The sequence below is a fragment of the Aequorivita aurantiaca genome (assembly GCF_030410135.1).
Lineage (GTDB): Bacteria > Bacteroidota > Bacteroidia > Flavobacteriales > Flavobacteriaceae > Aequorivita > Aequorivita aurantiaca.
The window spans coordinates 1-20777 of record NZ_JAUGQQ010000009.1; the positions used below are offsets into that span (position 1 = coordinate 1).

At 41.3% G+C, this 20777-nt stretch carries 13 protein-coding genes and 1 pseudogene; 5 read left to right on the top strand and 9 right to left on the bottom strand.

What is annotated here, in order from left to right; genetic code table 11:
• From QRD02_RS11860 to QRD02_RS11875, 4 genes and pseudogenes are all read left to right on the top strand, one after another.
• Positions 1–762 (top strand): annotated as a pseudogene (locus QRD02_RS11860) (hypothetical protein); the annotation flags it as partial.
• A gap of 54 nt (positions 763–816) precedes the next feature.
• Positions 817–2184: a T9SS type B sorting domain-containing protein gene (locus QRD02_RS11865; RefSeq protein WP_290255172.1), complete on the top strand. Its 1368-nt coding sequence runs from the start codon at positions 817–819 to the stop codon at positions 2182–2184.
• Positions 2185–2200: 16 nt separating this feature from the next.
• The gene (locus QRD02_RS11870) at positions 2201–3127 is read left to right on the top strand and encodes a PorP/SprF family type IX secretion system membrane protein (protein WP_290255173.1); all 927 of its coding nucleotides are present in this window, start codon (positions 2201–2203) and stop codon (positions 3125–3127) included.
• 18 nt (positions 3128–3145) lie between these two features.
• On the top strand, positions 3146–5089 hold the full coding sequence (locus tag QRD02_RS11875; protein ID WP_290255174.1) for an OmpA family protein: 1944 nt from the start codon (positions 3146–3148) through the stop codon (positions 5087–5089).
• 103 nt (positions 5090–5192) lie between these two features.
• On the opposite strand, the gene QRD02_RS11880 is transcribed toward QRD02_RS11875, so the two are convergent.
• Entirely contained in the window at positions 5193–7469 is a 2277-nt protein-coding gene (locus QRD02_RS11880; RefSeq protein WP_290255175.1) for a hypothetical protein, read from the bottom strand.
• Positions 7470–7782: 313 nt separating this feature from the next.
• A complete protein-coding gene (locus QRD02_RS11885) occupies positions 7783–8604 on the bottom strand; it encodes a helix-turn-helix domain-containing protein (protein ID WP_290255176.1) in 822 nt (273 codons plus the stop codon).
• Between the two features lie 299 nt (positions 8605–8903).
• On the opposite strand from QRD02_RS11885, the gene QRD02_RS11890 reads away from it, so the two are divergent.
• Entirely contained in the window at positions 8904–10478 is a 1575-nt protein-coding gene (locus tag QRD02_RS11890; RefSeq protein WP_290255177.1) for a T9SS type A sorting domain-containing protein, read from the top strand.
• An 80-nt stretch (positions 10479–10558) separates the two neighbouring features.
• Here QRD02_RS11890 and QRD02_RS11895 read toward each other — a convergent pair whose 3' ends face one another.
• From QRD02_RS11895 to QRD02_RS11925, 7 genes are all read right to left on the bottom strand, one after another.
• Entirely contained in the window at positions 10559–12751 is a 2193-nt protein-coding gene (locus QRD02_RS11895; RefSeq protein ID WP_290255178.1) for a PepSY domain-containing protein, read from the bottom strand.
• Positions 12752–12827: 76 nt separating this feature from the next.
• Positions 12828–13313, bottom strand: coding sequence for a DUF2271 domain-containing protein (locus QRD02_RS11900; RefSeq protein ID WP_290255179.1), 486 nt, complete (start codon positions 13311–13313; stop codon positions 12828–12830).
• 70 nt (positions 13314–13383) lie between these two features.
• Entirely contained in the window at positions 13384–14874 is a 1491-nt protein-coding gene (locus QRD02_RS11905) for an ankyrin repeat domain-containing protein (RefSeq protein WP_290255180.1), read from the bottom strand.
• Between the two features lie 75 nt (positions 14875–14949).
• Positions 14950–15858 carry a DUF6607 family protein gene (locus QRD02_RS11910; protein WP_290255181.1) on the bottom strand — a complete coding sequence of 303 codons (909 nt, stop codon included), beginning with the start codon at positions 15856–15858 and terminating at the stop codon, positions 14950–14952.
• 6 nt (positions 15859–15864) lie between these two features.
• The gene (locus tag QRD02_RS11915) at positions 15865–17103 is read right to left on the bottom strand and encodes a T9SS type A sorting domain-containing protein (protein WP_290255182.1); all 1239 of its coding nucleotides are present in this window, start codon (positions 17101–17103) and stop codon (positions 15865–15867) included.
• A 33-nt stretch (positions 17104–17136) separates the two neighbouring features.
• Positions 17137–18540, bottom strand: a complete 1404-nt coding sequence (locus tag QRD02_RS11920; protein WP_290255183.1) for an HmuY family protein — start codon at positions 18538–18540, stop codon at positions 17137–17139.
• 3 nt (positions 18541–18543) lie between these two features.
• On the bottom strand, positions 18544–20676 hold the full coding sequence (locus QRD02_RS11925) for a TonB-dependent receptor plug domain-containing protein (RefSeq protein WP_290255184.1): 2133 nt from the start codon (positions 20674–20676) through the stop codon (positions 18544–18546).
• Between the last annotated feature and the right edge of the window lie 101 nt (positions 20677–20777).

Here is a 20777-nt window from a genome sequence, read left to right on the forward strand (position 1 = left end):
GTAGTGACCAACATCCAAAACCAGGGGGATATTTATAACGAGATCATCTCAATCATCAACAGTACCACCGATATTTTTGTGGACAACGGCGATGGCACTTTCACCCATACCGCCGCAGATGGTACCGTGGTTACATTTGATGCCAACACCCTTACCTTCGTAAACAATGGAAATGGCTCATATACCTTCACCAATGAAAACGGCGAGACTATTACCATTGATGTAATTGCCGATGTTGTGACAAACATCCAAAACCAGGGAGATATCTACAATGAAATTATCCAAATTTATGGAAGTCCATTAAAATCATTCGTTAAGTGTGAGGCAAGATCTCCATTAACCCTCGGGCTCGTTCTTTTAAATGGATATAAACTGGCTCGTTTTACCGAAACTGTCTTTGATGAGAACAATGAATTTGATGTAACAAATTCTGTATTTACCGCCAAACAAGATGGCATTTATAGCATTTTTCTTCAAGCCGATTCCGGCGGATTGATCAGCGCTGCAGAATTCGGCGTGGGCATTTTTAAAAGAGCGAATGGTTCCGGGGTGGATGAATTGATAGCCGAAGAAAGATACCTAAGCATAAATATCAATCTTGGATTATTGAGTATAGATGTTTCTCCCCCAACCCGCTCCACCGAAACTTTAGTAAAACTTAACGCAGGAGATCAAATTAGATTTGGAACGAAGGTACCGTTGGTTAACCTTCAACTATTGGGCAGCAACCAAACGCATTTTACAATCCATCAAGTAAAATAGGATAATGCTGAGTAGCAATACTTTCCTATGGTTTAATTTCTAATCCACTTTTATATGAAAAATATTTTACTTCACTTCATACTTTTTGGAAACGAAAAGGTTCCCGGCATCAGCCATAACCGAAGCAGCATTTTCAAAAAGAGCAATGAAATTTTTACCTTAAATAATATTTCTTCGTATAGAGCAACAACTTTATTTCTAATGCTAATGGCAAATTTAGGCAGTTTAGCCCAAAATGGGGAAGTTGTAAATGAAGGGATTTTTCAAATTGAACCGTCTACTATAGTTTCTGCGCTTGACGATTTCACAAATGAACAAACCGGAGCACTTACGAATGATGGCAATTTGATCCTTAAAGCCGATTTTTCAAATTATGGCACCACAGGTTTTTCCGCATCTTCCGAAGGTTATACACGTTTTGAAGGAAATCTGGTTCAAGAATTGGCCGGCAGCGCCCCCATAAATTTAAACCATGTATTGTTTGCAAATACGGTTTCCGGCATCAGCTTCCATTTGAATAATGACGTGAATATTTATGGCCTGGCAGATTTTAACTCCGGAATTGTGGACAATACAAATTATATTGGTCGGCTAATCTTTCACGAAAATGCGGACCATACCAACACCTCCAATTTCAGCTATGTAGAAGGATCGGTTTACAAAATAGGAAAAAGCAATTTCACCTTTCCAATTGGAAAAGAAGGCCATTATCGCTGGGCGAGCATTGCCGACATACCTGGAGCAGCCACATTTAATGCCACCTATTTTCTGGAGAATTCAAACAATCTGCACCCCCACATCCTAAAGCCGGATGGAATTCAAAATATTGATGATGCCGAATATTGGATTCTCACAAAAGATATTCCTCATGATGAAGAAGTTTTAATATCCCTCTCTTGGGATGAGGAAACAACGCCTCCTTCCATTTACGCAGCTGCCGCAAGCAACGGCATAACTATAGTGCGCTGGGATGAAGCAAGCAACATGTGGATTGATGAAGGCGGCGTAGCCAATATGGATACAAAATCCGTAACCACTGCCATAAAATCCGATGGGATTTATACACTGGCACGCATTAACCAAGCCCAAACCTTGCCTTGCAATGTAATGGTTTATAACGCCGTAACCCCTAATGGCGACAATGTAAATGATTATTTCAGAATTGATGTTGGGAATGACGATTGTGCCAAAAGTCTTAACGTTATGATTTTCAACCGTTGGGGCGTTAAAGTTTTTGAATCCAATAATTATGGATTGGGAGGTGATTTATTTGACGGTTATTCCGCGGGCCGTTTGACCTTAAACGACGGGAAGCAATTGCCCAGTGGCACTTATTATTACATATTGGATTATCAGTATGAATCCGGTTCCGGGGTAGACCAGCATAGAAAAGCAGGATTTTTGAACCTAAGCGGAAATTAACCTCAAAAGATTTTTTATGAAAATTAAAATACAATTATTATCATTTCTTCTCTTGGTGTGTTTGCTTTCGGTTGGATTTAAAGCATTTGCCCAACAAGAATCCCAATTCACCCAATATATGTACAACACCTCTAGCATCAATCCGGCATATGCTGGTTCCCGAGGTTCTTTAAGTATGCTGGGATTGTATCGTGCACAATGGGTAGGACTGGATGGCGCTCCGGAAACCTTAAATTTTGCAGCCCACACCCCGCTGGGCTCACAAGGCATTGGCCTAGGAATAGGATTTATGAGCGACAAAATTGGTGCCTCATCTGAAAACATAATCACGGCGGACGTTTCTTATACAATAACATTTGCAGAAAACGTAAAACTGGCTTTTGGTATAAAAGGAGGTCTGTCATTGCTGGACATAGACCCTTCAAAACTTACAGCCTATAATCCAAACGATTATGATCTGGCCAAAAAAGGCTACGCTTCTCCAATGATTGGCGGTGGTTTATATCTGTATTCAGACAAATGGTATTTGGGCTTATCCACTCCCAATTTTTTGGAAACGGAATTTTATGACGAAGTAAAGGTTTCCACAGCAACTGAAAAAGCACATTTTTATATGCTTGGCGGCTACGTTTTTGCCATAAATGATAATTTAAAATTGAAGCCATCCGCAATGATAAAAGGAGTTGTTGGCGCCCCAATGGCATTTGATGTGTCCGCAAATGCACTTATCTATAACAAAGTTAATTTCGGATTGGCATACAGATTTGATGCGGCGGTGAGTGCCCTGGCCGGTTTCCGGGTTACAGACCAAATAATGATAGGATACGCCTATGATTACAGCACCTCCGAACTACAGGATTTTAATAACGGATCGCACGAAATATTCCTGCGCTTTGAAGTAGGATCCTTGTATAGTGCCAAAATGAGTCCACGATTCTTTTAATATTCAACAATAGCACAAATGAAAATCAAATATTACTTACGTCTAATTTTTGTATTGCTACTATCGCTGGCTCCAATAAACAAGGGAACTTCCCAAAATCCCCAACTTACAAAAGCGAATGAAAAATATGAAAATTATGGATATATAGATGCACTTAAGATTTATGAGAAAGTTGCTGAAAAAGGCTACGGCTCTGAAGAAATTTACATCAAATTGGGCAATAGCTACTATTTCAACGCGCAATATGACCAGGCCGCAAAATGGTATGAAAAACTATTCACCATAAACCCAGAACCCAACAATAGTGCTTTGCTTCTTCGCTATTCACAAGCTTTAAATGCTATCGGCAGCAATGAAAAGGCCAGAACCCTTTACAACCAATATTTAAAACTGAATCCAGTAAACTCCACTATTGATACCGCCATTGATTACATGCAGTTAATAAAGGAAAATTCGGATAGGTATAAATTTCAAAAAATGGCGTCGATTTTTGACCCGAACAACATTGCTTTCGGCAATACGAAGCTTAACGGGAAATTAATTTTCGCCTCCACCCATGATTCCAAAGGTCTCTTTAACCGCAAAAGTGCATGGGACGGATTGAACTTTTTGTCAATTTTTGAAATTGAGGTTGATAATGAAAATAATGCCGTGGGCCAACCCACCAAACTATCGAACAATTTTAAAGGCAAGTATCACGAATCCTCATTAATTTATACCAAGGACCAAAACACGATTTACTATACTTCCAATAATAATTTGAAACCAAAGGATGGAGAAAACCAAAATCTTAAAATATATAGACTCGTAAAAAAAGATGGCAAATGGAGTGAGCCGCAGGAATTGTTGCTCAATAGCGATCACTTTTCCAATGCCCATCCAAGTTTAAGTCCCGATGAAAAAACTCTCTATTTTGCCTCAGATAGACCGGGCGGCGCGGGCGAGACAGATATCTACAAAGCTGCAATAAATGAAGATGGCAGTTTGGGCACCCCAATCAATTTGGGAACTAAAATAAACACGAGTGGCAAAGACACTTTTCCATTTGTTTCGGTAGATAATGAATTATACTTTTCTTCCAATGGTCATTTCGGCCTTGGAGGGTTGGATGTATTCTACATTGATTTAAACCCAGAAGACTATGGCGATTTGCTGAACGTGGGAGAGCCAATTAATTCCTATGCAGATGACTTTGCCTTTGGTATAGATAATAAAAATCGTAGAGGATTTGTAAGCTCAACCCGAGCCGAGGCTGTCGGGCATTTTGTTCATAGCAACATCTATAATTTCTTGGAACTAAAACCAATTCAGAATTTATATTTGGGAACTATCCATGGTAAGGCTACGGACGTTAAAACAGGCCAAGCCATTGCAGGTGCAACCATAACTATTACGGACGAAGAAAGAAATCCCATAATAAATGCGGTAACCGATGCAGAAGGTAATTATAGCGTTAAAGTGAATAAAACAAAACGCTATTATGTAAAGGCCAGTCACGATAATTATGATACCGATGAAAAACAATCACAGCTCAATTTAGAGGAACAAGAGATTAATTTCCAATTGCAGCCAAACAAAGTAGCGATAACTGGAGGCACTGATTTGGCCAAAGTGCTAAACATTCCATTGATCTATTTTGATTACAACAAGTGGAACATTCGCCCAGATGCAGAAGTTGAACTTGAAAAAATATTTATAACCCTGAATGAATATCCAGATTTAAAATTAAATATACGCGCACACTCCGACAGTCGCGGAAGTGTTCACTATAACCAACAACTATCGGCACGACGGGCAACAGCAACAAAGGAATATTTGTTTGCCCAAGGGATCGAACCAGGCAGATTGAGCTCAGAAGGTTTAGGCGAAAGTGAATTATTAAACGAATGTAGCGACGATGTTCCCTGTTCGGAAGAAAAACACCAACTAAACAGAAGATCGGAATTTATTGTCATAAATTAAGCAACACGATTTTGCGGAAAAACGCCTTCTTTAGCTTGATTTTTCAGAGAGAAAAAAACCCGTACAACAAGCTGTACGGGTTTTTTATTTTAATACTAATTTCCTAAGGCTCCAACGCAAAGGCTGCAGTTTGGTGGTAATCCTGCGCAACGCGCCATATACCATCCGTAGCAGTGGAAAGAATGTGCAAGGTTTCAGCAAAGGCTGCTTTTCCAAATCCTTCTTCATAACACACCCCTAATAAATCCGCTGGCATGAAGGATTTGCTGTAAACGCCGGACATCGTATTTAAATGGTAGCCATCAGCGCTGTCTATCACCATTCCTCTTGCATTTGCAATGGAACCTCCCATGCAAGTTCCTTTTATTACGCCAAAACTGAACTCGGCAAAATCAGTGGGATGGGTTGCCTTAAAGCTCAGCTCAAGATCGGCCTCCACACCCTCGGGTTTGTACTTCACAAAACCACAACAGGTGGACGATGCCGGAACACCGCCCACATTTACTGTGTAGATCGCGCCTTCGCACTGCCCATTGTCAATTCTTATAAGCATTCTAAAGGCATCCGCATTGGAGGTAGTTGGATTTTCCAATAGTATGTTCGGCGCATTTTCACTATATCTTGCATCGTCATGCCTTGGTGTTTTAAAGTTAGCCTTGGGAATATTTTGTAATAAATTCCCAGCTTGGTCAAATAATTCCAACTTTAACTCGTATAATCCATTTTCAAAATCGTCTACAACAGTAGTATCAAAGTGGATGGTATCCATATTGTAAGTCTGCTGGTGCCAATGCGGGTGCGACGCAGCCGGCACATTAAACGGGGCCATTGTTGGCTCCTCTGGTGGAATTATGTAGAGGTTATCATTTGGACCCACCGAAAATGGTCCCAATTTTTTGCTTTCCGGTGCCCATTGCCAATCGCCGTTGCTATCCGTGTATCTATATTCGTATCCTTTTCGCACTTCACCTCCTTTGGGCGGCAAAGGATTATAGGTATCTCCAACAATCGTTAAATCTGCATTGGCACGTTGTCTATAACTCCATCGATAATAATAAACATTCGAGTTTGGCAATGCGGGAGCAAACCCCATTCGCAGCACAGGACTGCCGCCAAAGGGTCTTTTGTAATCATCTATTGTTGTGGTTATAAAACTATCGCCAGCTGCAGCTGCATCCGTTAGTCCTATTCTATCGTAAGGTACGGTCTGTCCTGGTGGTGCCAACAATTGATGCGTTTGTTTTATATGCGAAACGCTAGTATGGCCAACGGTACGAATCCAAACATCTTCCCCTATAAGTTCGCAATCGCAGCAACAATCGCCAGCCACCCGTGGATCGGACACATGAATATTGATGTCGGTACCGCACACGTAGTTCCAATGGGTATTGCAGGGCTTGGGTGGTTTATGCACGGTAGTCCATACCCCTCCAATCATATATTCCACCCAAATATAAATGTCCGGCTTGTCCCCAAAACAATGATAATAGATATTTTTTTCAAACCTGCCGGCGGCATTGGTCTCTACCACCGCCAACTCCTGGCATCGGTAAAAATGTGGCCACCACCACGGCCAGTAACAAAACCATGGATGAAAAAGGGCGTAGTTTTTTACGATGGCTTCCCTAATACTATTCAAATTGCCTGAAGATAATTGTTTCTTTATATCAGCACCCAATTCTGGCAAAACCGAAAGTGTTTCGTTTCGAATTTGCTGGAGCGATTGGGTTTTAAAAATATTCTCTTCCTCCTGCCCGCTTATATTGGGAAAACGTTCCAATCGCCTAAATGGATCGGGATCGGGAATGGGAATGGGCACTTCAAATTTTGGGTTCAATATCGCATCGGGTATTTTCGCAATAATGTGATCGGGTATTTTTTGGATCCAATAATTAATAGGATCAATTTCACAAATATGAACCCTTGCACGGCAAACAGGAAGATCCTCCCAACCATTGCCGAAATTGAACCACTTTGATACTTTTCCACTTACCCGGCATTTACACTTAAGCCAAAAAATGGAAAGCCTTTCCGGAATGGGTAGGATGTCCAAAACATGGTTGTCATTCAGTCGCAGGATTGGCTCATAGGCTTTGAAACCTTGCAACTGTTCCATGGTTTTAACGCGGGTAATTTTCTTATCGGATGCGGGAGCAATAAATAGACGAAACTGCTCTGGATCCAATTTCCTTTCCATAGTTTTTTCGGACCTATTTTCTAGATTGAATTCCAGGAAATTTTCCTTCACATATTGCCATTGAAGCAATAATCCTTTACAATTGAAAAGGAAGCCAATAAGCGGTAAATCTACTTGAGGTGGTTGTTCAAAATCTACTCGGATTCTGAAATTTCTGTCGGTGTATTCAGGATTTTTAGCCATGATTACTCTGTTTTAGGTTAGCGCCTACTCTGTTTTGAAATTGGATTTTGGGCATACTCCGTTCATTAATGTTGTCTATTAACAAAGTCAACAAGCATGTAGCATTAATTGGGAAGTCTCTAATGTATATTTTTACCAACGCAAGCGAATGCTTCGAATAGAGGAGGGAAATTCGGTTGGTTTATTTTCTTGCCATCAAATAAGTTGGAAAAGTACAAAGGGATATTTGGCTGTAATAGTACAAAAACGACGGATTATTTTAAGAAAAAACACCGCAACCAAAAATGAAATCTTCTTTCATCTTTCTAAACTTTCAATTTGAAGCATTGGCAGTGATGTCCTGAAAAAGAGCCGTAGGATTGCTGCCTGTAAATTTTTTAAAATCATGGACCATATGCATTTGGTCATAATAGCCACAATCCAGCGCAATTTCTGTCCAACCCTTGCTTGGATCCATTAGTTTTTTTTCAATAGCGCGATTAAACCGCAGCAACCGGCAATAGAGTTTGGGCGAAACTCCCACCTGCCGGGCAAATTGCCTTTCAAAATTACGGACACTCATTTTCATCATTGCAGCATATTGTTCAATAGGTATGGTGCAATTATTTTTCAAAATACTGTTGGCAATAAATGACAAGTCATTTTTAGCACGGCGGCTGTTGCAATTCAATAAAAAAGTTTCCAAATATGCATCAGTTAAGGTAGCCATTTCGACAGTGCATAATTCATTCCGCAATCGAACGTGGAGGTCCACAATGGTTTTTCCGAAAACCTCCTGGGCACCAATAAGTTTATTCCTGAATTCCTGTATGGGCAATTGAAAAAGCGCATAAAATCCATTTGGCGTAAAGTGAATTCTGAAAATGGAATATTCGCCACAAAAAATCCATGTGCCGTTAAAGCGGGTAGAAATTCCTTTTAACAAACTGCAAGTGGATTCACTTTTACATAAAGCCGGATGATCCTTTCCAATACTCTTGGGCAGGGCTTCGAGAAAAAATAACAGGCACATTTCCGGTCCGGAATATCGGGGCCAACGCACTTCCCGACTATGTGTGTTGAATTGCAAAAAACTGTAATGCCGCACAAATGGCGCCAAGGAAATGGGGGGCGGTATATTGATTATTTTCGGCAATGTTTATTTCTAAATCTGGGTGATGAAATGTTGAAATGCTGCCGGAACAAAAAACAAATGGCGAAGTAATGATCGAATTATAAGCTGCGCTTGAAAGAGGAGATTCGTATAATTCTTCTGTTGAACCGAATCATACAAATTTAATAAATAATTGATAGTCAGTAAATTTTGATCCCAAAAACAATATCACCTCACTTTGAAACATCCTGTAAGATTGATATAGTTCTACAAATTCAAAAGCATTTTCACCAAAAAAAATAATTATATTTAGAAAAAAATAAACTTAAACCTCCCTTATTATGAAAATGAAATTACTCACCTTCATCTTTTGTCTTTTTGCGTTTATCAGTTTTTCACAACAATATGGCAGTTATGAAATAGACGCCAACGGTAAACTTTTTTATACCGCAACGGCAATCCATCCCACAGATTCCCCCGAAAATAATTCCGGCCCTTCGGTATTGGAACTGGACTGGAGCAATCCAGATTTTAATGTTTCAAACAACCCAACCAAGGATTCGTGGGAAGTTCGTTTGGCAGTTGGCAATGGCGGCAATGCTTATGTTGTGTATAATGACAATCACTCCAACGGCCTGCAAAAAATAATGTTTCGAAAAAAGGTTGTCGGCCAGGAATGGACGGCTCCAATCTTCGTGGATACAGGTGGCGAGATTGGCGGTCGCAACAACCATTATCCTGCCATAGCAGCCTCGACCAATGGCGACCTTCACGTGGTTTATAACGTTTGGGCTATGGAGAACGTTCGAAATTATATTGGCTATTCTTATTATAATAGCGCCACTGACAGCTGGAGTGATGGCCTAAAAATTTCCGACCTCGGAGGCACGGTGAACCATACTCAAAGCCATCACGATATTTATAGCACTGATGATAACCTTCCCGTGGTTGTTTGGGGATATGATTTCCGTGAAAACAATACAAATGAGGAAATATACATGACTTATTTTGACGGAAGCAATTGGAGCAACGATACGGCAGTTTCCGATGTGGCTGATAATCTAAACGCAGGTTACCCCTATATTAAAAGCATTGGCGACAATATGGCAATGATAGTTTATGCCGAAGGAGCATTCGGTTCTATGGAGCTTCGGTATAGGATTTATGACGAAACCACCCATAGCCTTAGTCCGGCAAAAGCTATCACTTCCAATAATATAATGTCAAATAATTATGTGCTTGCCACTTCCGGGACGGGCGAGGTAATGGTGATGACCATTCACAAAGCTGTAGCTCCCGATCGCGATGTGCTGCAAATGTATGATTATGACCACGCAAGTGACTCCTTCAGCCTTTCCTCCAATAGTTACGAAATGGCCGCAAATGCTGGGGGTCTTTTAAAGCGAATTGACCTTGACTGTAATGAAGACGGAGAATGTGGAATTGTATTCACCGATTTCCTTGCACAAATCAATACATTTTTAGACTACTACCCCACTACCGGTTTTGGCAGTCCCACCATCATAAATCAGGAAAATCCAGGTTTGGATGCCCCATCCGCACGTTTTGACACTGACGGAAACCTGCATGTGGTGTGGTCCGATTATCGTTTTGATGATGGACAGGGTTTTGACGAAAGGGAGATTTTTTATGAAAAAGGGATTAATACAAACTTAAGTACTGCCACCAATTCAATTGGCAATATAAGTGTATATCCAAATCCTTCTGACGGAATATTTACCGTGGCAATTGATTCCCCGTGCACCTTGGAAATTGTGGATATATTGGGAAAACGCATTGGCATCCAATCATTAACAGGCACAACACAAGTGGCAACCAGTCTTGCTCCTGGTACATATTTTTTAAGGTTTAGTAATGAGAAGGGAACCGAAGTGAAAAAATTATTGGTGAAATAATAAACCCCTTCAGAGAAATATTAATCCTTTTTGGCATTTTTAGACCCTCCTTAAATGAAGGGTCTTTTTTTTCGATATCATTAATAACAATCCATCTTTAGAAAATTCCTTTGCATAAGCACTTCCATGGAGAGCGATTCCCGTTGTTCCAATATTTTTTCCAGAACGCCAAGCACCCCGTGTTGCATGGTTAGGGAACCACAAATCATTATTACCCCACCGTTATCAATATTTTTCAAAATAATTTCCCGTTGTGCCATTACCAAATCTTGCACATATTGGTTTGGGTGTTCCCGTGAATAGCATTTTTGAGTTGCTGCTCCACTATTTTCCGGATCTACGGTATTCAAAATTTCCTCATAAATAGTTGCGGAGGCGTTTGTTCGGCCGCCCCAAAACAATTTTATGGCAGCGTGTTTGTGCTGGTCCATCATTCCCAAAAATGGGGCTATTCCCGTTCCGTTGGCTATCAATACTGCGGAATTATTTTTCTTCGGAAAATGGAAGTGGGAATTAGTTTCAATGGCCGCGTTTAAAATATCCCCATTTTTCAATTCGTATAAATAAGTGGAGCCTTTTCCGAATGCATGCTTCTTTATGCTCAAAAGAATTTCATCACCCATTTTCGCGATTGAATACTGTCGTGCGATATGAGAATTATGTGGAAAAACCGATAACAAATCGCCCGATGTAAATTTCACTCGTCTCTTTGGCTTTAGCCGTAGTAAAAATGTATCGTCCAGATTGAGCTCCGTTTTATGGATTACTTCAAATGGAAATTGGCGTAATTTTTTCTTCCGTTTGGGGGGTTCAATTTGCAACGGGATTGCCGTTGCATCGCTCCATTTTTTTCCCCATTTTTGAAAATCGTTAAAATCGGAATTGTCAATTTTGTAAAGGGGCAAAACAGCCTGAAATCCTTTTTTGGATTTCATATCGGCCTCCACCTCTATGGCGAATTGGCAATAATTTGGATATTCCAAAGATCCAAAACCTACAACGGAATACTGAATTTCATTTGGCTGTTGAACCGATTTAAAAAGCGTGATGAATTTGCGCGCATTCGTTGGTGGCTCGCCCTCGCCGTAAGTTGCTGTTAAAACAATCAATTGTTTCGCCTTGGCATAGCTCGCGTAATTGTTCATTTCAGTGAAAAAAACCTTTTTGCCCGAAAGCACGAGGGCATTGTATAGTCTTCGCGAAAAATCGAAAGTTGTTCCCGTTTCTGAGCCCACCAATATTACAATTTCACAATCATCCTTATCAGTTATTGATGAAGTGGGGATGGTGTTTTTTCTTCGTTTTAAGGTCATTACAAACCCGGAATACATAAAAAAAACAATGGAAGCGCTGGCCGCCAAAAGAATGATGGCCCAAACCACATTACCTTCGCCCGTGTGCAAAACCAAGCTCAATCGGGATGCGAGCACCACGAAGGGATATTCAGCACTGCTAACAATAGCTCCCGTTTGCTGATTGAGTTTTACATCTTTATCGTTTAATGCAATATTGAACAAATCCTGGGGATCTTCAGAAAAAGGGAAATCCACTTTTCTAACTTGGGAAAGGTTTGTTTCCATAAAAAAGGGAATTTGGGAAAGATCTTCAAAAAGCTGCGTTTCTTCGGAAGTAATATTCTCTTGAAATTCCAACGGAGCATTCGGCAGTAAATCAAACTTTTCCGCAGAAAGATATACTCCGGTAAACGCAACAATTATAATTGGGATGAAGAATATCCTGCTTAAAACAACGTGGTAGCGCATTTCAAAATATTCCTTCTGCACTTTGGAAAAGAATTTTTTGAATCCGCCCTGTCTTTTCGCGAGTAACAAAATTCCGGTAACGGCAATCAGAAAAAGCAGAAATGACACCAGGCCAACAAAAAAGCGGCCGATACTCTTCAAAAATAACGACCGGTGAAGATTGGTGGCAAAACTGTAGATTTCGGGGCGTTTGGCTACTTCGCCAATCTTTTCGCCCGTTTTCGGATTGATATAAATATCCTTCGTCTCCCAATCCTCTGTTAGAACGGAGGCTTTTACGAAGCCGGACGATTCCACCTGCAATGAAAATACTTCGTCATAGTTTTTTCTTAAACCCTCAATTGCAGTGGCCAGCGTGACCTCATCCAAATTTTCCACAGCAAACCCCTTTGCTTGATGCGAAATGGGTTCCACCGCCAAAATAACCCCGGTAACCGAAGCAACCAGCAGAAAAATAGACGAAGCGATGGCGAGTACTAAATGACTGTACCTCCAAATGGAAAGGGTCATATTTCGAAGGATTAGGGATTGGGAATTAGGGATTTGTTATGCAAACTAATACCAAATCCCTAATTCCAAATGCTATTTATTGTGTGAGCATTCGAACGTAACGGATAAAACCTTTGCCCTCCTGCTTGCTTTTCAAATTTTCTGAGGTAAGCGGAAACTGCAGATCGTCTTTATAATATTTTACATCCTCAACGGAAGTTTCAAAACGCAAACTGTAGCCTTTGTCAATTTTATCAGTGGGAATTTGAAGCACGCTCACCGTACGTTCACCGCCGCTGATGGTTTCTCCCGAAATTGCATCGATATTTGGCCGACGCTTCCCATAGAATTTCCACCATTCGCTAATCTCACTGTACCATTCGGGGTCCTTTCCCAAAACCTGTAAAGTTTCTTCATATTCGCCGTTGGGATTGATTAAGGAAACTATAATGTATGCGCCTTCCCCGGTATAATTGGTCATTTGGATCATACATTTTACCGATTTCTTTTCAACCGTTGTGAAACCTACGATTAGAAAACTGACAATCAATAATGCGGGAATTATTTTTAAGATATTCTTCATTTCGCTATTCATTTAAAAATGATTTCACCGGTCGTCCCGTGGAAAAACCACGGACTCCGAAGTGAAAATTTTATTTTAAAAAATTCAAATCTAAATTTTCCTTTTGCAACATTTCATTTTCCATTGCCAAATCGAAAGCAGTTTCCCCGAAGTCGGTTTTTGCATTTTTATCGGCACCAATGGAGATTAAAAATTTCATCATTTCGTTATTTTGGGCCTTCATCGCTGCTTGGTGCAATGCCGTTAATCCTTCGCTATTGGTGGCATTCACCGGTATTTCGAATTTTGAGATTGCTTTCAGTAGCTCAAGATTATTTTCCTTTGCCGCAAAGTGGTACAGCGTGTTGCCGTCCTCTTGAACGGTGTTCAATTTCACACCTTTTTCTTGTAGCATTTTCAGTTTCTTTTCGAAATCCTCCGGCTTTGTGGCATCGAAGGAATCAGCCAAATAATAAGCCACGGAATTGCCATTGGCATCCTTGGCCATTGCGTTGCTTCCATTTTGCAATAGAAATGCCACTACCTCGGCGTCATTGCCTTTAACGGCTAACATAACAGGGGTTTGGCCTTTATTGTTTGCCACATTGAAATCCTGCACTGATTTGGAAAGCAATTCTACAATTTCAAATTTATTTCGGGACGCCGCATTTAAAAATGGGGTGTTTCCCTCAGCATCCTTCTGGTTTACGTCTGCGCCTGCGGCAATAAAAAATTCAATAGTCGCCTTGTCAGAATTTGCGTAAGCCAAGCGGTGCAAAGGGGTGTATCCTTCCTTGGTTACTACGTTTTGCTGAAGCCCCAGGCTTTTTAAATATTCATAAACTTCCAGGTTATTTTCAAAGCCACGGGTGCCCTGTGCCGCAAATAGAAAGGCATTCCCGCCTTTTTTATTTAATGTTTTATAATCAGCACCTTTGGCGGCAAGCGCCTTCAACAAATTTATATTCCCTCTTTTTGCTGCATAATTAAAAACACCGTTGCCGTCATTGTCAGTGCTGTTGAGGGAAATTCCCTTTACAATAAAATAATCCATATCCTTTACTTCCTTAAAATAGGGCGCGGCGAGCAAAAGCGTATTGGCACCATCCTGATTTGTTTCTTCGGAAAGATTTACGCCGTTTGCAATAAACAAATCATAAATGTCAGTATCGGTAAGGCCCGAGGCTGCTGCAAAGGCTAAAGGAGTGGCACCGTGACTGTCCAAAGCAGTTATTGATGAACCCTTCTTCAAAAGCGTTTTGACCATTTCGGTTTTTCCGGCATAGGCTGCCCAGTGCAGATAAATGCGGCTGTCGTGGGTGCGTTTATCCACCGAGTTACCTTCCAAAGCCAATAAATGGTTAATGACCTCGTCATTTGCCTTCTCCAGCAATGCATAAACCGTGGCATCAAAACCATTTTCATTTAATGCGGTGGCATCATTGCCTTCAGCAATTTTCTGTTTTACGGTTGCCACGCTTGGGTTTTCCTTCCAAAAAGCACGTTCCCAAAAAACATTTTTTTGTTGTGCGAAGGAACTAAAGGCTATTAAAAAAAGAAAGGTTTTGATGAAAAGTTTCATAATCTTATTTTATATCGTTTTAAAACATCCCAACTTGCCTCCCCATAAAAGGGGAGGTTGGGTGGGGATGTTTTTTTATTTCTTTACAAAGGAATCAATAACCCCATCAATTGAGGCTTTGTCACTATAACCTTCGTCTTGGAACAAAAATTTGTATAGGTGTTTATTGTCAACTTTTTCCTCAAGGGAAAGATCCTTTTTGCGGGCATAAACCTGGTCCCATTTATCACGCACCAAGGCCCATTTTTGGGAATTGTCCTTCCACCACTTTGCGGCCACGGCACATCTGCTGTCATCTACTTTCACGTAAGTATTATATCCTTTTTCTTTCGCCAATAGAACATCTTCATTGCCGGCTTCACGAATAATCTTATCGTTGTCCTGGTCGTGTATCCAACCGTTATCGGTAATTTCTACGCGATTTCGGCGAAGGGTGAGATTGTAATCACTGCGGGTGGTGATTTCGCGTCTTGGCAATGGAGCTTCGCTGGTGTTTTCCCAGTAATTTTTTCCATCCACATGCACCCACGTTCCCGAACCCTCATAACGCGGACTGTCATCAACCTGATATACTTTTTGGGTCCATTGGCCCTTTACCTCCGCGGCGGGTTTGGTAACATACTGCCAGCTATCGTTGGCGTTATAGGTGTAAAATTCCGTGTTTTCATAAAGCCAGTCCTGGCGCCAGTGCTTCACCACCATGGGTTCAGCGGGATTGCCAACTTGCAGCAAATGTTGGATTACTATTTTATTGTCTTCATCTGTTATCATTTCTGCCCATTCCAGACCGGATGAAATTTCGTCATGCGAAGGTTTGTAGAGCGAATCCTTGCTGTAGTTAAAGGTTTCGGTAAAATTGAAGGTAACTTCATAACACCCGCACATGTCTTTGATGGATTGTTTGTCCATTTCTTTTTTGTTTTGTGCCTGAAGCACGATTCCTGAAAAAAACAGGGCAAGAAGGAAGGAAATTTGCTTTTTCATTTTAAATTAATTTAGGATAAGTTTTTTTGAAATACTGTTGTTTCCGGCTTTAAACTGCACTATATACATTCCGTTTTGCAGGGCAGACAAGTCAAGGGTTTTGCTGAAGAAGCCGTTGTTTGCCTCCACTTTTGAAGTATGTACCAATTGGCCTTGGATGTTATAAACCGAAATCAGGTTTTCCTGCGCGGTGGCATTCTTCAAATCGTAAACGAGGTTTACTTTTTTATCGTTTGAAGGGTTAGGATACATTCCGAAAGTAACGCCTTCGGTGATATTCTCCAAGCCCAAAAGCCCTGAAACATCTTCAAAGTTGAAGCTGAGGTTCCCTGTGGAAGTTCCCTCGAACGACTCAAAAACCAAACGATACACAGTGTTTTCGTCATATTTAATATAGTAAGCCATATCGGAATTGATATCATATTCAGTTCCATTGAAGGTTTTCCAATCGTACCCGATCGTGTTTATTTCTTCGGAATAAAACAATCCATTCGGATTTCCATTTCCGGTGGGCTCTTCATTTTTCGCCACGGTCACGTTTGGATTGTGGAGCGCTCCGGTAACGCCGTAAAACATTCCCCCGCCAACATCGGTAACGTATTTTGTGAAAACCATATCCCACGCGTTTTCAGCAGGTTCGGCAACAACTTCGGTGTTGTTTTGCAGCGAATAGTAGTTGTAGCGATTTTCCGGATTGCTGGTGTTGGACAACGTAACGGTGGTTTCACCCACCCAAGCCGTTCCATTCCAAGTGGCGTATTTGAAGGTATATTCGCCAAAATAATCTTCATTTATAAATTTGCGGTAGGTACCATCGGCATATTTTAGAACAAAAACAATGCTTCCGCTAATGTGGTGGTTGGCGGGGTTGTATTCGCCCCAGCCATATGTAGCGGAACCTTGCATAAAGGCGCCATTGTCCCAATTGGTGGCGTCATTATAAAGCGGGATCCAGCTTGCTTCATCCGCTACGCTAATATTGTTCCAGTCCGAAGCACTATTTGCCGCCTCAAAAACTTGAATACCGATGCCCCCATTCACGCGGATACCGTGGTTGAAAGTGTTGTTTCGCAAAAAGGCGATGTCCCAACTTGCTGCGGTATAAGTATGGCTTTCTCCTGATGAAAGTTTGTAGTACACTTCATTGCTATAGTTGGCGCCCATGGAAAGTGTAACGTTGGTTTGTTGCGCCGCCGCCGTAAGGCTTATGAGCGCGAAAGCCGCTATTTGTAATGCTTTTTTCATTTGTATTGGTTTATTTTGATTTTAGTTTGGTTTTTATTGCAATAGCTCGTATTTGAATTCCGGATAACCGCGCTCTCCAAATTCGCTTAAAAGTGCCGTGAACTTCAGTTTGTAAACATTGTTGTTGGCATCCTTAATGATGTAGAAAATGGTATCCACCAAATCTTTTTCGTTATTCATCACATCACGCCAGCTAGCACCAATCACGCGTTGGTCTGCCTTAAAATTGCTGTCGATAATGTTGCCTGGCAGGAAAGTGTCAAATTCATACTGATCGGTAGTAACACTATAGGCGGTAACGCCGCCTTTACGGTTGTGCAAGACCACATCGGAATAGCCATAGGAACCGGCACCATCAATAATATTGGTGAATACCGTAAAATTCAAGTCCCATTTATCCGCCTCCGGCTCCACATTTACTACTGAATTGGAAGTAAAACTGAAGAAGGTTGCATTATACTCGGGCGATTTATTAATGTTTATTTCCCGGTGTGTAGTGTCGTTGAGGTTGGCATATTGCAAAACATAGCCATCGCCATTGCGAAGCACTCTTATCTTCTTCCAGCCACGGGCATTTCCGGTTAGGGCCACACTTCCATTTGCCGGGACTTCGGTGCCCACTTCAAAGCCAAGGTTCACTAAATAGACTTTATTTTCGGCTTCATCCAAGCTAATTTCACTGATCGCGGTTCGGTTTATATCACCATCCGGATAATCAATATAAGCTTCATTGGAAGGTTCAAATGTGCCCACGGCCACTTGTGGCATAAGGTCTTCCACATCGTCTTGGCTAATATTGTCAATATTTGTTTCGTTCAATTGGGCGGCGGCCATAAAAATGGAACCGTTTATGCCCACTCGGAATCCATCCTTGGAAAAGAACGCCAGATCCCAACTATCGCGCTGTACTTTTATTGTCGATTTATTGCTTAAATCCACATAAACCTGAAATTGCTGGTTCGGCCCACCAACTTCCGGGGCAATGCCACCGCCCTCGGATGCTGAACTGTTTAGTTTGAAAGTGTTGTATCCGCGGATGGCAGCATTCGGATATTCAATATTGGTTACGGTAAATGTTAACTGTGTAGTTTCATCCAGGTCCGGATTAAGTTTATGGAACGCAATGGCATTCGTGTTTTGGCCCTTCGATATCTGTAGGGTAATCTTACCATCAACACTGGCGGGTTCCGTGGTAAAGTCGATGCCATAAGTTGCATTTTCTGCATTGACGGATACGGTGAAAACCCCATCGCTTTCGGCGTAATCGGAATAGATAATTGCAATATTCTCGGAACCATTGATTGCTCCCAAGTTTTTGGAAGGTTCAACAAAAGCCACTACAAACGGATCGGAAGTTAGATAGTTATCGTCTGAGCTGCAGGAGGAAATACCCAAGGCAACAAGGCAGATAAAGAGAATTTGTTTTAGAATATTCATAATTTAAAAGTTTAGATTATAGGCCAGTTTCAAAAAGTAGGACCTGCCATAGGCCAAGGGCACTTGGTTCAGCGTGCCGGTGTGCGCGCCATCAAAAGCACTGGAATTTACCGATGTAACGTCAAAAAGATTGCGGCAACCAAGGGTTGTTTCAAATGTGTTTTGGAAAAAGGATTTTGTGATGGTGGCATCCATCCAACTGTAGGCATCAATTACTCCTGTCTCAAAAACCTGTTCGCCCGCGGCATTTGTTTTTTCAACAAATTGTTGCTGTTCTCCTGTATATTTAAAAAACGCTGAAAAAGTGGTGTTCCATTTTGGAAGAGTATAGGCAAGGTTCGCATTTAGCTGCAGGTTGAAAAGATAATCATCATCAGTTTCCCGGGTTTCCAAAACTTTTGAAATACCCTGTAAGGATGCGCCAAGTTGGGCCTTAAAGTTTCCGAAGAAAATTTCATTTTCCGTGAACGCGCCAATGGTACGGTAACTGTCAATATTGCTGTATTCATATTTAAGTGGGTTTTGCTCCACCACTATCAATTCAATCCTATCGTTTATTCCCAAAAAATTAAAACTCAGTTTGTTCTTCAGTCGAATTTTCCCATTTCCAAGTTCACTGCTTTTCTTAATATGAAGGAAGGCGGAAAGCCCCCTTTCCGGCAGTAAGTCAGGATTGCCCAGTACAATGTGGTTTATGTTTACGAAATAGGTGTACAATTCGTCGTAATTCGGGGTTCTGTTTGCTGAGCCCAATACGGCACGGAGCTCCCAATCATTTTGCAACGTCTGTTTTGCGCTAAGGGAACCCATAAACTGCGGCTGAAATATATTGCTAAAGGACACTCTTGCGCCCGGCCGAAGCGATAGATTTTCCGAAATAGCAATTTCAGCCGATGCAAAGGCATCATAATTATCAAGATTTTGGGTTACGGTTTGCCCGCCCTGGTTAATTTCCAACGAAATGGCAGAGCCACTGCCGCGCTCGTTGGTGATTTCATAGCCTGCCTCCACGCTTGCCAATTTCGATTTGATAAAATTGCTGAAGGTACCACGGGAAAAGAAAGCACTTCGGGCCTGATATTCGCCTTCCTCCACATTCTGTTTTTCATCTTTTCTTATCACATAGGTGTAGCGCTCCACATCCTTAGTCTGTTCCTGATAGCTTACCGAAATGTTATAATTTATTCTTTCCGCAAAACTGCCGGTTGCGTTAAGATGGTGATAAAAGCGATTGTTGGTGAACATCCGGTCCTGTGCAACAGGATTGGAGGTGCCTGTGGAGCCTATTTCACGCGGATCGACAGTTTGGCTGTATTCCTCAATCTGCTCGTTCAAATAATCGAAGCGATAGAAAATGCTAAAGTTATTTTTGGAATATGATAGCAGCATTTTTGCGTTCTGCTGTAATTTGGGCAACCATTCGTGCCCTCGGCCGCCATCATCCTTATCATATTTTTCACCGAAACGGCCATTCCAAAACCCGGCAAAATCATTGCGTGTGTAAACCGCATTGGCATAAAAGTTTTCATTGAAGTTGTGGCCTAAATGAATGCTCTGTATATGTCGGCCACGGTTGAACCATTCGTATTCCTCGCCCACAGTTTCCTCTTGCACATAGGCTCCAATTTCCCATTTCTTTTTGGCGGATTTTTTGGTTATCACGTTTATTATTCCCGAAACCGCATTAGCGCCATATTGCACGCCCATTGCCCCTTCCACTATTTCAATGCGCTCCACATCGTCCAAATTGATAAGGGTTAAATCTGTATTGTTCCCAATGCCTTCCTCATTAATGATTGGCACATTATCCACAAGTACCTTAAAATATTGGCTGTCCAGCCCAAAAAGACTCACTCCGCTTTTTCCATTGGCGGTGTTCGGCGAAATATTGATGTTTAATGTATTGTTGAGAATGTCGGCCAGGTTATTTCCCGCTTGCCTTTCAATATCATTGCGGGAAATTACCTTTACCTCAAAAACAGATTTGCGCACGGATTGTGGATTGTGCTGTCCGGTAACCACCACCTCATCAAGGCTTTCAACTTTGGTTGTATCCTTTATGGCCGGGGCCTGTTGAGAATACAAGCTAAAAATTGATAAAAATAAAGCGAGGAAAAGAAAGTTTTGTGGACCCATTTTTTACTAATTCGGCACAAAACTATGATTTATTCTTATTTAGAACAAATTAAAATAGTGAATAATTATTACCAAATGTAGGGGATCAAATACCATTTCAC